Source organism: Clostridium sp. HV4-5-A1G, assembly GCF_900184915.1.
Taxonomy (GTDB): Bacteria; Bacillota; Clostridia; order Clostridiales; family Clostridiaceae; genus Clostridium_B; species Clostridium_B aromativorans.
In genome coordinates this window covers 26,357-42,946 of record NZ_FXYI02000007.1, presented here as the reverse complement: position 1 = coordinate 42,946, position 16,590 = coordinate 26,357, and the positions used below count along the sequence as shown (strand labels likewise).

Annotated in this window: 11 protein-coding genes and 2 riboswitches; of the genes, 6 read left to right on the top strand and 5 right to left on the bottom strand. The window is 34.7% G+C overall.

What is annotated here, in order from left to right; genetic code table 11:
• Window positions 1-126: 126 nt before the first annotated feature.
• Entirely contained in the window at window positions 127-1,371 is a 1,245-nt protein-coding gene (locus tag J5G60_RS01930) for an HAD-IIA family hydrolase (RefSeq protein ID WP_150355655.1), read from the bottom strand.
• A 275-nt stretch (window positions 1,372-1,646) separates the two neighbouring features.
• On the opposite strand from J5G60_RS01930, the gene J5G60_RS01925 reads away from it, so the two are divergent.
• Together J5G60_RS01925 and J5G60_RS01920 are read left to right on the top strand one after the other, a co-directional pair.
• Complete coding sequence (locus J5G60_RS01925; RefSeq protein ID WP_179977419.1) at window positions 1,647-1,811, top strand: hypothetical protein; 165 nt, start codon at window positions 1,647-1,649, stop codon at window positions 1,809-1,811.
• Between the two features lie 59 nt (window positions 1,812-1,870).
• Window positions 1,871-2,485, top strand: a complete 615-nt coding sequence (locus J5G60_RS01920) for a hypothetical protein (RefSeq protein WP_150355656.1) — start codon at window positions 1,871-1,873, stop codon at window positions 2,483-2,485.
• Window positions 2,486-2,581: 96 nt separating this feature from the next.
• Here J5G60_RS01920 and J5G60_RS01915 read toward each other — a convergent pair whose 3' ends face one another.
• The 4 genes from J5G60_RS01915 to J5G60_RS01900 form a co-directional block, all read right to left on the bottom strand.
• A complete protein-coding gene (locus J5G60_RS01915) occupies window positions 2,582-4,372 on the bottom strand; it encodes a sigma-70 family RNA polymerase sigma factor (RefSeq protein ID WP_150355657.1) in 1,791 nt (596 codons plus the stop codon).
• A gap of 190 nt (window positions 4,373-4,562) precedes the next feature.
• A complete protein-coding gene (gene pglX, locus J5G60_RS01910; RefSeq protein WP_150355658.1) occupies window positions 4,563-8,309 on the bottom strand; it encodes a BREX-1 system adenine-specific DNA-methyltransferase PglX in 3,747 nt (1,248 codons plus the stop codon).
• A 25-nt stretch (window positions 8,310-8,334) separates the two neighbouring features.
• The gene (gene brxC / locus J5G60_RS01905; protein ID WP_150355659.1) at window positions 8,335-11,901 is read right to left on the bottom strand and encodes a BREX system P-loop protein BrxC; all 3,567 of its coding nucleotides are present in this window, start codon (window positions 11,899-11,901) and stop codon (window positions 8,335-8,337) included.
• A 20-nt stretch (window positions 11,902-11,921) separates the two neighbouring features.
• Window positions 11,922-12,503: a DUF1788 domain-containing protein gene (locus J5G60_RS01900; protein WP_150355660.1), complete on the bottom strand. Its 582-nt coding sequence runs from the start codon at window positions 12,501-12,503 to the stop codon at window positions 11,922-11,924.
• A 267-nt stretch (window positions 12,504-12,770) separates the two neighbouring features.
• On the opposite strand from J5G60_RS01900, the gene J5G60_RS01895 reads away from it, so the two are divergent.
• The 4 genes from J5G60_RS01895 (at window position 12,771) to thiS (ending at window position 16,548) form a co-directional block, all read left to right on the top strand.
• A complete protein-coding gene (locus J5G60_RS01895; RefSeq protein ID WP_150355661.1) occupies window positions 12,771-13,760 on the top strand; it encodes a G1 family glutamic endopeptidase in 990 nt (329 codons plus the stop codon).
• A gap of 221 nt (window positions 13,761-13,981) precedes the next feature.
• Window positions 13,982-14,608 (top strand): DUF3786 domain-containing protein, encoded by a 627-nt coding sequence (locus tag J5G60_RS01890; RefSeq protein ID WP_229981608.1) that lies wholly within the window; start codon window positions 13,982-13,984, stop codon window positions 14,606-14,608.
• A 53-nt stretch (window positions 14,609-14,661) separates the two neighbouring features.
• Window positions 14,662-14,761, top strand: a riboswitch (TPP riboswitch).
• Between the two features lie 48 nt (window positions 14,762-14,809).
• A riboswitch (TPP riboswitch) is annotated at window positions 14,810-14,920 on the top strand.
• Between the two features lie 81 nt (window positions 14,921-15,001).
• Entirely contained in the window at window positions 15,002-16,315 is a 1,314-nt protein-coding gene (gene thiC / locus J5G60_RS01885; RefSeq protein WP_150355662.1) for a phosphomethylpyrimidine synthase ThiC, read from the top strand.
• Window positions 16,316-16,353: 38 nt separating this feature from the next.
• Window positions 16,354-16,548 carry a sulfur carrier protein ThiS gene (thiS, locus tag J5G60_RS01880; RefSeq protein ID WP_150355663.1) on the top strand — a complete coding sequence of 65 codons (195 nt, stop codon included), beginning with the start codon at window positions 16,354-16,356 and terminating at the stop codon, window positions 16,546-16,548.
• Window positions 16,549-16,590 lie beyond the last annotated feature (42 nt).

Genomic DNA, 16,590 nt, shown 5'->3' with positions numbered 1-16,590 from the left:
TATCTTTATATATAAAAAAAGTTGAGAATTATTGTTTCTCAACTTTTTTATACATATACCAAGAACTAATGGACCAATTTTTTATTTTGGAAATAATTGATCAGGCATATTCAATTATAAAAAATTCTAACGTATATATGAAACTTTTTCTTTCTGCAGGGCATCTTTAAGCCACATTGGGTGCATGGGCAAAAGATTTTTTGGTAAACGGTCAAAATCAAAATAATCTACATCCAATGTTTCTTCTCCACTTTTAATTAAATTGCCCCCCACAACTTCACATTCAAAACAGGTTGTAATAAAATGGTCTATCTTGCCACTTGGATATGAAAAAACTTGTGAAAGGGGGTTTGAATAAACTCCAATTAATCTATTGACCTTAACTTTCAAACCGGTTTCCTCCATAATTTCTCTGATAATTGCTTCTTCTACGGTTTCTCCAGGTTCAACATGTCCTGAAGGAATACCCCACAATCCATTATCCGCACGTTTCATCAGAAGAACTTTTTTATGCCTGTCAAATATGATGCCTGCAACTCCTGCTTTAACACCATCATTAGGCCAGGGAAAAGAAGGTGAAGCCCACTTTTTCACAGCTAAATTATCATCAAATAATCCCTTTAAATTTGAAATAACAGCATCGGGATTACGAAAATCCCTGGCAGATGGAAAGCTATTTGTCTTTTTATTCGATACTAGAATGGCTTGTATTCCCATCTGATGTGCTCCTAAGATATCGCTATATGAATTGTCACCTATCATTACTGCCCTAGAAGGTACTTTTAAATCCTCAAGAGCTTTCTTAAACATATAGGGATAGGGTTTTCCTATAATTACAGGCTTTTTTTCTGATGCTACCTCAACTGCTTTCACAATTGCCCCAACTGCCGGTAAAAGGCCTTCTGTACCTGGAAAATTTCTATCATTGTTTGTCCCAATAAATTTTGCACCATTATCAATTAATTGCACTGCTTTTTTAATATCACGAAGACGCAATTTATCATCCCAGCCCACTACAACTGCTTCTGCACTCATCGTATCATCAATTAAAATTCCGGCTTGTTTACACTCCCACTTTGAATTTTCATCTCCAAGGACAAATACAGTCTTTATATTTTTCTTCTTCAAGTATTGAGCTGTAACCCAACTTGCTGTAATTACTTCTTCACTATGTGCCTCTATGCCAATTTTATTTAAACGTTTCACCATTTTTTCCCGCGTTGTGCAGGGGTTATTTGTTAAAAATCTAATCGCTTTTCTATTTCTTCGAAGAAGTTCAAGGCATTCTACTGCCCCTGGAAGAGGATTGCCTTCTATATAGATAACTCCATCTAGATCAAATAAAAATACATCAAATTCATCAGCTGCCATGTACTCTCTCTCCTTTAATTTTATTCAGTAACGTTTTCAACTATATAAAAGTAGCATTTCTATTGTATATACTGTATTTATTTCATATTAGAAAAATATCAACGGGTTTTACCTTTAAATTATATCATAGACATCACATGTCATTTTCTTCTTCATCTAATTTTTTTGATATTTTTTTCTACTACTAATTTTTTACACCCTACAGATCATTTCATGAAATTTCGAATAAAAAACTCCCTTAAGTAAAAGCTATGTTAATGAATGGAGGTGTCTTTATGTCAAAATCAATACATGATAAAACTAAGGATATAAAACAAAAAAAAGGTAAAAATACTCAGCCTATAGGTAACAGTGACTTTGAATCAAAAACACGCTGGAAAGTTTACAGCAGTAAAAAGGGATATCAGATTTGTGGAAGGGATACTCATTCTGAACAGTAATTTTCATGAGAAAGCTCCACCTAAATCTAACAATCACTTAATTTGAGGAGGTAGATAAAATGCCAAAAAGAACTACTAAAATAATTGCCGGGTTAATTACTTTAATTTTGTTAAATATCAGCCCTGTAATGGTTCATGCCCTGTCACCCGACAATGTACCCATAACAAGTCAGACCGTTTTGAAAAGCAATAAAAATCATAAACATCCTGATTATAAATTTCGTCTTGATAAACTAGTAAAAGATGGTATAATAACAAAAGATCAGGAAAACATAGTACTGAATTCAATAAAACATGATGATTTCCGAAAATTTATGAAAGAGAAACATAAATGCTCTAAAAATAAATTAGATGTTCTAGTTAAAAATGGTACGATAACCAAGAAGCAAAAATCAGCCATACAAAAGTTATTTTCCTCTTCCAGAAAACAGGGAAAAAATTTCAAAAATTATTTTAACAATGGGTTGAATGAATTAGTAACTAAGGGAACTTTAAATAAAGAACAAAAAAATGCTGTACAAAATTTATTTATTTCCTGTAGAAAAGAACACATAAAAAATATGACTGAATTTTTCAGGAATAGATTGGATACTTTAGTAAGCAAAGGTACAATTACTAAAATACAAGAAAAATCCATAATAAAGAGTTTGACAGATTTTAGGCATACTTCATAGCTTTATCCATAAATATATTTAATTTAAAATTTCACATGTTATTGCTGCTCGGCGAGGCAGCAATAACATATGGATACCTCAGAATGCAGACTTAAATCACTCATTTAAATCTATTCTAAATTTTAGATCTTCTCTGAACTCAAAATTGCTGAGATCAGTCGTTTTTAAAGTATATTTCTTATTGGAATCCAGTGCTGGAAATACTATTGTAAATTCATTGGGATGTTTATCATCCAATCTGTCAATATACCTCTTAGGAGCGAGATCTTTTCCAGAATTGTCTTTTACAAAGAGGTTGGTTGCCTGAAAATAGGGAGCCTTTCCAACGGCTGTAAATCTAATTGTAGTTGAATTGCTTTCAGTTTTAATTTCATTTATTATGAGTTTACCCATCCTGCCCTGGGGAAGTTCTATGGGATATTTTCCATCTATGACTCTGTATATTTCTTCAGGTTTATTCCCCTTCATCTTATATGAAACTTTTTTACCATTCTTGTCTGTATATGTTCCTCCTGCACCTGTAGAATAAATATTGCAGGGAATAACAGTCAAATATTTCGGGATACGTTTTACGCTCATATAATTCATCTCGGCAGAGAAAGTCCCTGGAAAATCACCAGTAATACCACCGCCTTTAGGCAGAAGCTGTACTCCATTATCATCAAAAACAATCCAGTAATTGTAGTTGAATACATTGTTATAAGAATTATTGGATGAATCAGATATATATTTTTCTGTTTTAACATTTCCACTTACAAAAATAGAGGTATCTATAGGGGAAAATACTATTTTGTCTATATTTGCAGTGCTGTCTGGCAAATCGATTTTCTTATCTGGTTTAAATATACGGCTATTCTTAACCAGTTCATCCTTAGATATACTGAATTCAAAATTCCATTTACCTCTTATATTGGATAGTTCATCAATATTTAAATCCACATTGAAATTAGAAGAATTCTTGAATAAATCAGTATGAATTTCTTCAGTTCCCACGTAAGTGCAGCTGTTAATATAATTTCCAGAGGCAGAGCCAGTAGAACCATCTATATATTTTCCATTTATTTTTAAAAACCTAGATAGACTTGAAGATTCCAGGCCTTCAATTTTTTTATTGCTTTTTACAGTATAACCTATAATCAATTTTGAACCATCGGCCATGGCCTCATTTATGGTAAGAGTTACTCCATTGCTTGTAACACTTTTATTTATGAGCTGAGAATATTTAGAATAGTTTCCATGAGAACCCAATCTATCATTTAGAGTTTGAATTATAGAATTTAAAATTGGAATATTTTCGGCAAAAGCAGGAGAAACCATGCCTATACCTGTAATACTGATTAAACTAATAGCTGCCGCAATTGAAGCACATTTTAGAAATTTAAAATTTCTCTTTCTGTTAATTCTTCTATTTAATCCATAGCTTTCTGCTATATTTTCTATATTTTCGCATAAAAAATACCTTCTTATAAATATTTGCTTATCCAGATCTTTCATATCATTTATTGCTCTCAAAATCTCTTTTCTATTCTCTTTTGATATTATTGTATGTTCCGTATTAATATCACATTGGAAATCGTAGTTATCTACACTATCGTTTGTACTTTCATTGAAAAGTTTTCTTTTATAATCTATAGCCTTATACTTTGCTATAGCAGTTATCCAGTATTTAAATTTCCCCTTTTCCGGATCAAAACTCCATATATTGTTCCAAACAGCCCAGAATACATCATTAACACATTCTTCTGAGTGTTGAAGCTGAAATTTGGAATTCAGCACTGTCCGCACCACCTTAAAAACCAGATTGCTATATTTGTCCACTGCAAATTCCAATGCTTTTGAATTTTTCTCTTTTATTTGTTCCACAAAATTATTTTCATCTATATTCACATTTTTCCTCCTTAAGAAGCTTTCATAATTTAATACGAAGCCATGATAGATTTTCTGACATCAGATTTTGTACTTTGATTGTAAACATAAAAAACTAGCTTAATCAATGCACTAAGCTAGTATCATTCTGAATATATATTCAATGTTTTTATCTTCCGGAATCAATATAAAATATTCACTGAAATCAACATTATATTTTGGCCAGCAAATTCATTTCAACTTTTTTCCCGCTGGAATCAATGCCTTCAACTCCCTGAAATCTGGCATAGTTTGCTTTAACTCCTTCATCTAGATCAATTCGTATTCTCTTATTTGCCAGGTGCGCCGCAGCCCGGTCATATTCCCTGCACTCTTCCATCTGCTTCTTTATCCTATATATTTTCTTCTTAGCAGAATTTCTCTCTCTTGATGAATAATCTTCCGAATCAACTATAAGCCTCTGTCTCTCAATTTCAGTCCCATATTTTCTCTGAAGCACGTGCAGATAATCCATCCTGACTTTAGCTACAGTCTGATCTCTGTACCTGTGCATATAAATAAGCGCCTTGAATCCGTTGCTTTTCCCGGAATCGAAGAGCCAGTAAATAGGTCTCTTCTTATAGTTCTTTACATGATCACTGTAAAATTCTCCGACAAAATATCTCCTAAGCGACTGCCTTGCCGTTTCAGAAGATTTCCTCCCTATGGAATCGGCTATAAAATCCAGATTTTCCTCCAAAGTGTCTTCCCCGTACACAATCTTCACAAATTTGATAAATTTTGAAACTATGTCATCTTCAAAATACTCATCTTCCGTAATGGGAATGACATTGTCCCTGTCAGGAGCAAAGGTGGCATTTGTCCAAAAGTCCGATATGACATTTCCGTCATTGTCTCTCTCTATTTTTCTAACCTGCCAGGTTTCTCCTCCAGGCTGTGAATTGCCCACCCTAAAATGAGAACTGAACTCCCCTCCCGCATATATAAGACCTTCTACATCAACGGAGTACCTGCCGAACATGCATCCTACAGCATAGGATATAAATGATTTTATGTCCCTCTCTCTGTCCGCCTTTCTGACAGTAACATCCCTATCCTCCTCTTCAGGTACAATCTCCTCCTGAAGCCCATAGATACGGATGAATATCCCGTTAAGCTCTTCTTCATTATGCTTTAACTGCTGAAACTGCCTGTCTGCAAAGGACTTCCATATATCAAAAGCATCGGATAAGCGGGTGGTTTTAAGCGGATAGTTATTAGTACTTCTCCTATTCCCGTTGCCTGCCGTGAGCTTTCCGCTATCGGCCAGTAAAAGTGGGTGAATTTTAAAATCCCAGGACGTTTCAAAAGAATCCCAGTCATTCTTTGAAATTTCTATATTGTTTCTGGTTAATTCCATAATGTCTCTTTTGATGTCACTATTGTCATGTAAAATCAATGGTATTTTCTTAATATCTCCAACCTGAAAATTAATTGTAGGTGCTATTATCTTTAAAACCTCATAGGTAATTTTCGAATTCATCAATGCCAAGACATATTCAAGAAAAGTTTCTTTAGGAAATATTGAGGAGCCTCCTACATCAAACAAAAAACCTTGCTGACTTAATCTTGCTGCAAAATTAAAAGTACTAACTAGAGACCAGGTTACTCCCTTTTTAAAATAAAAATCTTCATTTCTTATTACTGATGATTTATAGTTTTTAATTTCATATCCATTGTGCCTCCAGTTGACGACAAATTCATTATTACCATACCACTTTCTAAAATCTCCTCCCTTATTATATGGGAACCACTTCTTCGAACTCTTTTCTGCAGTACTTGCATTTTTATATCTTATACCCATAGAATCTCTGTTTACCTCAAACCATAACCTTGTAAATCTGTTATTGTCTGCTGTTGCCATTCCCTGTTTTGGCTCTGCAATATTACCCAAAGGTGCTGTATTATCAAACAACCTTTTCATATTATCACTAATCCAATACGCTATTGGACAACCGGGTAAACATTTGAATACACTTTCACTGCAATCATATATTCCAAAACCACTTTTTATAATACTTATCGTTTTTACTTCTTTTTTCCTGGATGACATATTCACTAATCTAATGTATCTACCTTTATATTTGCTGTTGGCAAACTTTCTCTGAACAAAAGCAGTAGATTGTACAACCTCCCCGGCTATTTCATCAAATGTTCTAGCACCTAAATGCAGCATGTTTATTGTAACTTCATTATCCAGCATCTTTTCTCTCAATTTATAATAGGATGATAGAAACATCCACGAATGCTGACTGATCACGGCATATATACAATTATCACCTGAAAATGAACTCAATTTTTCCATAAATACAGAGAACAAATCATATTTTGAATCATTGAATTTGTCTTCCAGGTATATTTTTAGATTGCTATTCATACCTTTTCTTCCTAAATAGGGCGGATTAGTAGCACAGATTTCATATTTCCTGCCCATTATCTCAGCCTGCTTCACCAACGCTCCCATCTTGTCTAAAAGTATGCTTTTATAATCTGCAAACATCAGATTATCTTCCCCGGCTATCTCCTCAAGTCTCTGCTCTAATAATTCAAAATCAACCTTTTCAACTTCAATTATGGAACCATACTCCCCGGCATCTTTAAAGGTTTCAATTAAATACTTAACATCCTCCTTCAGCTGTACACTGTGTTCTGTGGATTGTGAATTGCAGAAGTACTCCACTGCTTCTCTGCCAGTTCCATCTAAAAACTCATTACTTTCCTGTATGGAGCACAGATTGAGTTCCAGTTCATTTTTCTCTATATCCCTAAACAGCCTCCTGTTGTATTGTCTTGCCTTCATTATAAGTGCAAATGAAGCCAGCTGTACTGCCCTCTCGTCTATATCCAGCCCGTACAGATTGTTTTCAAGTATAAGCCTTGGTATTTTCCTCTCCAAATACCCTTCCCTCTTGTATATTTCATAGAATACTTCAAAGGCATAAACCAGTATATGTCCCGAGCCCATACATGGATCCAGCACTTTTATATCCTCAGGTCTGAATTTGCCGTATTGTTCTCTTATACTCTCCAGTTCTTCCTCAACTTCTGGCTCCTGCCCGGTTTCTTCAATATAATACTTCCATTTTCCCTGCAGTTCTGCATCCGGGTGACCCTCAAGCCACAGCCTTCCCAGTGAATTCTCAACCATGTATTTAACTATCCAGTCAGGAGTAAAAAGCTGTGTTGCGGCAGGTATATTCTCTTTTGTTATTTTTACATTTTTCTTAAGTGCTGCAAACACCTTATCCTTCTTCTCGGATATGTAGTACTGGTACATCCATCCTATTATTTCCACTCCCTCTTTCCAGTCATCTTCCGGTATGTCCTCCACCATCTTCCCTATCACGGAACCCTTATCAAGAAGATGTGCCGGAAAGAGCAGCTCCGTATAATCACTTATTTTCTCAAACATCTGGGGCATTATACTGCCAAGTTCACTGCACTGTTTTATCAATATGTATTTATAAGCTTCTTCTCTATCTTCAGCTTTTCCACTGTCCAGAAGCCCATATACACTGTCTCCATCAAGTTTTAATTCCTCTATTGTCTCTGAAATTCTAAAAAGTACATCCGGTTCATTTTTTCCCTCTATTGAAGAAAGTATTCTCACACCAAGGGGAAGATAATTGTTAACTTCCATATATCTAAGTGCCATAAATCTGTTAAACCAGGTATAGGCGGCTTCCTCCATAACTGGCTTAAACCCCCTTTTCCTTACCTGCCCTACAAGGGCATCTCTCTGATTCTTCGGAAGCTTGAATATATCTCCACTTCCATTTAATTTGAATCCGCCCTGGATTTCCACTGCAGTGTCTATTTTCTGCCCGCCTACACCTATCAGGTTGGCTTTTTCACTAACTGCCTCTATTAAATTCTCTCTGGCCCATATGGCAAATACCTTTATCTTATTTTTATCCACGGCTGCTTTTCCCCTAACTCATCTGTTATATCAAATTTATTATGGTATTGTCTTTCAGTTCCTCCTTCAACTTACCTCTTAGAAACTCCACCACTTCATCTATATCTTGGACATTCTTTATAATTTTCTGACCCTTCACCAGTTCTCTCATGCTCAGAGTCTTTATTTTCACAACAATTTCAGGCCCTCTATCATTGTTCCTTTGCATTTTTTGAACTTTTTCTTCAACTATTATCTTCACCCATTTAAGTTTGACCTTCTCTGCCAAATCGGACATAGAAGCTATCACTGCAAAATTATCCGCACTTTCAACTCTATTGTAAAGATCTTCAAACTCCCCTCTTACCTTGTCTTCAAATATACTTTTGAAGCTGCATGTTTTCAAGACATCAAAAACTTGATCTCTGCACTTTTCTATGAATTCTTTTATTGGAATGCTCTTTTCTTCCAAAAGTACTACTACTTTGTCATTGTACTTTTCTATTAGAACAGGCAGTTCATGTATTCGAGAATAAGGTCTTTTCATTTTGAGTATCTCTCTTATTTTCTTCATAATCACATTCATGTCATCATCTATTATATATTCCTTATTTACATCATAATTTTTCAGTTTTTCCACAGCTCTGTCAAATATAATTTTCTGTTCACCTGTAGAAGAAAAGTCAATCACACCATTTTCTTTCTTATAAAAAAATGCTTTTATATCATCCACATCATCTTCATAATCCAGAAAATTCTCTTCAAGATCATATATTCTTTTGAAGAATTCCACTGTATCCGTGATCTCCATTATTTTCTGAAATAATCTTTTTCCCAATTGCAGAACCTCTTCTCCAGGATAACGCGTTCTAGAAGAAAATTTAACAAGCATTTCGTTGATCTTAGAGAGCTCATTTTTACATTCTCCTTTGAATATATCCATTATTCCATCCTCATCAGAGGGAAGGGACAGAAAATTAAACATATCCCTGCTTAAATCTCTTACCGTATCTACATATTTCTGGCTTACTCTCTCTCTGATCTTCAATATTGTCCTTTCAACATATTCCCTTTTGGTAACATAATGCACTATTTCCCTATCATTGGGACTAATTACCTCCCCATTTAATATCACCTTGATACACTGTTTTTTAAACAACTCTATTATAACAGCAGCTATATCTAAACCCTTCCATCCATAAGGAGGGTTTGAAAATTTAGCCAATACAGTTTTAACTGTAACCTGAAGATTTCTGGATGAACTGATCTGTATATGATTTTGTATCTCATCCACCGCTAGTTTATTTGGATTTGTATCTGCAATCTCCATCTGGTTAAATTTTTTATCCACAATATCATAAAGTTCTTTTACACTATTAGTAAATTTTTCTACATAATTCAGCTTGTTGTATTTGGAATTCACCAATATTCTCAATCCACTGTTCATTCTGTCTATAGGATTCTTTTCATTTATATCTACTAAACTTCCATTTATGTATATAGGTGCTTTTTCCATTGACCCTTCTATTAAGAATTTAGCCCTTTTAGCTCTTTCTCCTCTTTCCCTGCTTTTTTTTACCTTGATATCTTCTACGGCAGCACTGGATTTTATACCGCTTTTAATTCTAAGATACTCATCTATCTTCAACATGTTTTCTATTTCATCAAGATATGAATAATCCTGTGAAATATCTAAAATAACGTTACCTTCCCTGACAGATAGAAGTTTCAATTCGGCCTCACTGGAATCACGGGACAGTTCAAAACTTGGAGTTATTACCCTCACTCCTATTTCATTTATCTGAGAACCAATTGTTCTGTCATCTACTATTTTATTAAAAGTAAATTGATACCTTCTCGAATAGGAAAATTTAGCGCCATTATATATATCATCAAAAATGATTTCAGAAATCTTATGTGTGACTTTTCCAATATCCACGGGCATGTTGTTTATTTCCCTATTTACATCCTGTTCATCATTTGTGAGAAATACATACTCTTCTCCATTTTTCTGAATGAGTGTCTGCCTCATAAGTTTCTTCAAAGAAATCTGTACATCTTTTTTTATATGCAATTTATCTGCATCTATTCTATTTACCAACAGTGTAGATATATTTTCTATATTTGCTTTTATTTCTTTTACATACTTTAAAAGAAATAGCAGTTTCAAAACTTTCACGTCAAAGGCATCTAATTTTTCATTTTTTTCTGCATAAATTACAACTGATCTAATGGAGGAGTCCAGAAAGATCTCTATAGTTTTGTAAAAGGAGGAAAAAGGGACAAGCATCCTTGTATCTTCTTCCATATAATCCACCGCAACCTGCTGATATGCCCCCAGCAAACTTCTCTCTCCCCTGGATAGACTCTTACCGGATGCCCCATGTTCCCTCACTCCATTGAATACAGATTGAATGAGATTAAACTGATAGGGTATAAAAGGATAGACTTCTGCAAATTCCTTTTCATTCCTGTAAATTTTCATTTCTGCAGTATCTGATGTAAAAGTCAGCAGGTTTTTTATTATTGATTCCTTCTGCTCATATAACAATCTCAAATAACTTTCGGCAGTATTTTTTTTCCTAAGTATACGTTTTTTTATTACCTCGTCAACATTTGCAGAAGACAGTGAAAGCCGGATATTAAATCTTCCCTGAATTTTAGAAAAATCATTTCCCTTTACTTTTGTAAATTCATCCAGACCCTCCTGTGAAGTGACAACAACCCAGCACTTTCCACCACATTTAGTACCGAGATCTTCCACCAGAGTCTGGAGGTTTAACATGAGTTTTGTATTATCTCCAATATATTGTCCCATTTCGTCTACCATAAATATAACATGATGGTTTTTTCCCTTTGATTTAATGTATTCTTTTACCCTAGATGTAAATTTATCTATGCTAAGTGAATAATTTTCTTCACATTTATTGTACCAATTCCTTGCAGATTTTTCACTCATCTTTGTAGTTTCAGATAACGACTTTACAATTGAATCCTCCTCATAATAAAAATCCTCTCTTGATTCAAGCCATGACTTTCCGGACATCTCTTTAAAAAATCTTTTAAATTTCTCATATACACCGTCTTTAACCATCTGCCGTTCCATATTCGCTATCCATGGCATTGATCCACAAAAACCCTGCATTTCACTAAACACTTTATTAAACACATTTACAATGGCATCTTTATTCGATTTAGAATCCGCCTCTGATTTGGAGTCTATATTAAAAAGAATTACATCGGTCGGGGTATCCCCAGCCAGTTTCATATTCTCAAGAGTAAAATTATCCAATCCCTTGTCACTAAAATAATCAATAGCATTTTTACCATCTATAATTTTATTCTCCAAAAGATAGGATAATATTTTCAAAAGGTGGGACTTACCGCTTCCAAAGAATCCTGAAATCCACACCCCGTTCTTATCCGTATCTTCCAGTATACTGGTTTTATACATTTCAAAAAACTCATCTATGTGTTTCTTTAACTCACTGGTTACAACATATTCATCTAGTTCCTGTTTTACATTTTCATCATCTTCCTGCCCAACTTTGATAACACCTTTTATATCCCTGTCTATTTCTTTATAAAACATATCCTTCAAAATAAATTTCATTTTTTTGTCTCCCCCATAATTCAATACTTATCTATTAATTGAAATGCCCTGTAATAGTTGTCATCTTTTAAAATATTAAACAGCATTAGGGAGCCTCCATCATAGGTGCCTGGAAAAAACATAACAAGAGGTTGTTTTTCTATAACTCTATGCAGGTTGTTTAACACTCCATATGATCCGATTATAGGCCATGATTTTCCAACTCCAGTTAAAAATATTATATCGCTTCCGCCAATCCTGTCTGCTATATACCCTACCATAAGATCATTTTTCAATGTAAGTCTAAGAGCTTTCTTGGTTGCATTTAAAACATATTTGCTTCCTTTTTTTTTCTCCATCTCAAAGTTTTTTTCAAGATATCCCTTTGATTTTAAAATGTTCAAAATAATATCATAAAGGTCAAACTCGATTATATTGAGCCCATAGGCTTTTTTTGCCTTTTCCTCTATAAATTTAACTCTATCCCTAATTAAAAGCTCATATTTAGGATCATAATCAAAAATATAAAATCCTATTTCATCTCCAAGTCCCTTATTCTGTCTGAAATACGGATCAGCTATCCGTGGTAATATTTCATCGATCCTCTTATGTATATCCTTCATATTTTATCTCAATCTCCTACGCGGTCCAATTTTATAGTAATTATTATATCACAAATAATAATACCTTCTACAGAACCTTGTAAATTCAGAACCTGATTTAACCAACAATGAATTTCTTTCACAATAAATATAATTGAAGGCAAAAAATTTACAATATGGTAATATTATTACCACGATTTTGTAATATATTAGCGAGAAACTATTGTATATCAAGTAGTTTTTATATACTCATTTTTTATAAATATAATGGAAGGGGGAAATTAATCAATGAAAAACATCTTAAAAAAACTTCAAATTTTGCTGCTGGCATTATTTGTGGTATTGGGAAGTGGAGCCGGATCTGCAATTGCAAAGGAACAATTCGGCGATACTTACAGAGGCAGCTATATTTTATCAAATTATTTTCCAAAGAGGAATATAACTCATTCAATTTATAACTACCAGCCTCAAAACACCATAAATAGGGTTAATCTTCCAGCTAGCACTGAAAAATCAGGTAATTGGGCAGGCTATATAGCTGTACCTGTTTCCCAGAACAATACTTATACAAGCGTTTCAGGAAGTTGGACAGTACCTAATATTACATCCAATCGTCAAAATGCCTCAACCGCACAATGGATAGGCTTGGGAGGAGTAAATTCTGAAGATCTCCTTCAAATGGGAACTATAGAGGAGATACAAAATGGACAACCTATAGTTGAAGTTTTTTGGGAAAAATTGCCCGATGCTGCCCAGAATATAGTTAGTATCCCAATTGGCTCAACTATCAGTGTAACTATATCCAAGGCTTCGAATTCCACATGGAATTTAACATTCACTGCAACTACGCCTAAAGGAGAAGCAGTAACAAAAACTATATCCACTACCCTTGATTCTTCCTATGAGCAGAAAATAGGCACATCCGCAGAATGGATCAGCGAAGATCCGGCTAATCAGAACAATCAGCTTCTACCTCTAGCAAACGCGGATGAGGTAAAATATCAATCGGCCAAAGTCAATGGAAATTCATTATCTGATTCCAGCAACAAAATTCACCCTGTTGCCATGATATCAAATGGTGGAAATATCGCAATTTATCCCTCTGAGATCGGAGCAGATGGTGAATCATTTACAACAACTACTAACTCCAGTTACAACAATAACATCAACAGTATTTCCAATTTCAGACATAGATCCGATAATTTATCAAAACATATTTCAAGATATCCCGGAGATTATTCTCATTACAGACAACCTGCAGCAGCTGCTGCCTATTAGTCAAAAAAGAAGCCGGATAATTTCATAATCGGCTTCCGTTTTGAAGTGTAAAGCCAAAAAATATTATGTTAAATAACACAAAAACAGCATTATCATTCACAAATATAATGCTGTTTTTATATATATTAAATAGTATATAATTAAAATATCATGTCTCCTGCTTCAAAAAATACTTGATAGAAAAGAGGTGTTTCACAATAGGAAACAAGAAAAACAACTATGTGCTGTGTTATAAGGATCTATGTAAAAAATTCAGCCGGCGTCCCCTGGAAGAAATTGTCCAAAAAAGTGGAGCAAAATATGACGCTGAAAAGAATATGTTCACCTTAAAATACTTTAACAGGGAATATTTAATTTCCTATCCGGAAGGCTCTATTACATTAAAGGATTTTAATCACAACGATCTATCTTATGAATCCGATACGATAATGGATAAAATACTGATCATGAGCTATCTCTGCAGATGCACCAAAAGTGGACTGACCAATAAATGGGTACCCTACAGGGAAATAGAAGGTGTAGGCTGCACCTATGATTTTTTTGCCGGCCATGGTATAGACAAACTTACCAAATACTTCGGAAACAGAGATGAACTATTTCTAAAGGCCGGGAAAAAACTTGATGCTAAAAAACTATGCCTGGGAGATATGTCACTTCAGTTTAACATATTTCCAAATGTGCCCGTTGTACTGGTCTTATGGCTGGCAGATGAAGAATTCGAAGCCCAGGCAAACATCTTTTTTGACTCTTCTGCCTCAAAAGAAATTCACATAGAAGATCTGGCCTCCCTGTGCTCAAAGGCGGCTGACGAATTGATTAGATGTGCAAAACAAGTGGAAAATTTTTAAAAATGTTTACATATATATGGATAAGTGCTATTATATATATGTAAAGTAAATAGAATTGTTTGTGGGGGAACCGTTTCGGTTGAGAAGGTAAAACCTGACCCTTTGAACTTGATGTAGTTAACACTACCGTAGGGAAGCAAATATTTAAAATGTGTATTCGAGGAGTGTTTTCATCAGACACTCCTTTTTTTATTTAAAAATACAATGTTACAGGGGAGCCCATGTTGATAGGCTGAGAGTAAGATACTATCTTTTACCCTTATAACCTGATTTGGATAATGCCAACGTAGGGAAATTTACGCTGTTTTAAAAAACATTCAGAGTTTTTATATCCTATGGGAAGCATTTGCTCCCTATTTTTTTATCCATAAAATCAAGAAGGAGATTGATAAAATGAATTATACAACCCAGATGGATGCTGCCAGAAAAGGAATAGTCACGGAAGAAATACGTATAGTAGCCAAAAAGGAAAATATGGATGTCAAGGATCTCATGCACCTTATGTCCAAAGGCAAAGCTGTCATTCCAGCCAATAAAAATCATAAAAATTTAAGTGCAGAAGGCGTGGGAAAAGGGCTTAAAACAAAGATAAATGTCAATCTTGGCATTTCAAAGGACTGCTGTAATATAGATCTGGAACTTGACAAAGTGAAAAAAGCAATAGACATGAAAGCTGAGGCCATTATGGATCTAAGTTGTTTTGGGAAAACAAGAGAATTTAGAAACAAGTTAGTGGCTATGTCTCCTTCTATGATAGGTACTGTACCCATATACGATGCAGTTGGTTTTTATGATAAAGAATTAAAGGATATAACTGCTGAGGAACTTTTAAGCGTTATAGAAGCCCACGCAAGAGATGGGGTTGACTTTATGACCATCCATGCCGGTATAAATCTGGAAGCAGCACAGATATTCAAGAGAAACCCGAGACTTATGAATTTTGTCTCAAGAGGAGGCAGCTTGATGTATGCTTGGATGAACTTGAATAAGAGACAAAATCCTTTCTATGAATACTTCGATAAAATTCTTGACATATGTGAAAAATACGATGTAACCATAAGTCTGGGAGATGCCTGTAGACCTGGCTGTATAGATGATTCTACAGACGCAAGCCAGATAAAGGAACTCATGACCTTAGGTGAACTGGCAAAAAAAGCCTGGAAAAGAAATGTACAGGTAATGATAGAAGGGCCCGGTCATATGGCTCTTAATGAAATAGAAACCAACATGAAGCTTGAAAGAAAGCTGTGTCATGATGCTCCATTTTATGTACTAGGTCCCATAGTAACAGATATAGCACCTGGATATGATCACATAACAAGCGCCATAGGCGGCGCTATTGCTGCAACTTATGGAGCGGATTTTCTCTGTTATGTAACTCCTGCAGAGCACCTCAGACTGCCTGATTTGCAGGATATGAAGGATGGAATTATAGCCGCCAAAATAGCTGCCCATGCTGCAGACATTGCAAAGGAAATCAAAGGTGCAAGAAATTGGGACAACAAAATGGCTGAGGCCAGAAGAGCACTTGACTGGGAAAAAATATTAGATACTGCAATAGACCCTGAAAAAGCCAGAAAATACAGAAAGAGCTCAACACCTGAAGATAAAAAAACCTGTACCATGTGTGGAAAAATGTGTGCTGTAAGAAACATGAACAAGGTAATGGAAGGAAAAAACATAAATATCCTTCGGGATAAAGACTAGAACATCGATTCCAATTGCTTTTAAAATGAGGTGTAAAAATGACCGTAAATGGAGAAGAATTGGATTTTGCCCCCGAAACGACAGTATCACAATTACTAAACAAATTAAATATAGACGAAAACACCGTTGTAATTGAAGTGGATTTAGAGTTAGTAGACAGGGAACAGTACAAATCCAAAAAATTATCAAGCACTTCCAAAGTAGAAATAATCCGTTATGTCGGAGGTGGTTAGATAATTTACATTATATACAATAAATCAAAATTAAAGGAGATT

Excerpts from the sequence above, each read along its gene's own strand:
- J5G60_RS01895 (WP_150355661.1), top strand. The coding sequence starts at position 12,771 with ATGAAAAACATCTTAAAAAAACTTCAAATTTTGCTGCTGGCATTATTT.
- J5G60_RS01900 (WP_150355660.1), bottom strand. The coding sequence starts at position 12,503 with ATGAAGGATATACATAAGAGGATCGATGAAATATTACCACGGATAGCT.
- J5G60_RS01920 (WP_150355656.1), top strand. The coding sequence starts at position 1,871 with ATGCCAAAAAGAACTACTAAAATAATTGCCGGGTTAATTACTTTAATT.
- thiS (WP_150355663.1), top strand. The coding sequence starts at position 16,354 with ATGACCGTAAATGGAGAAGAATTGGATTTTGCCCCCGAAACGACAGTA.
- thiC (WP_150355662.1), top strand. The coding sequence starts at position 15,002 with ATGAATTATACAACCCAGATGGATGCTGCCAGAAAAGGAATAGTCACG.
- J5G60_RS01930 (WP_150355655.1), bottom strand. The coding sequence starts at position 1,371 with ATGGCAGCTGATGAATTTGATGTATTTTTATTTGATCTAGATGGAGTT.
- J5G60_RS01925 (WP_179977419.1), top strand. The coding sequence starts at position 1,647 with ATGTCAAAATCAATACATGATAAAACTAAGGATATAAAACAAAAAAAA.
- brxC (WP_150355659.1), bottom strand. The coding sequence starts at position 11,901 with ATGAAATTTATTTTGAAGGATATGTTTTATAAAGAAATAGACAGGGAT.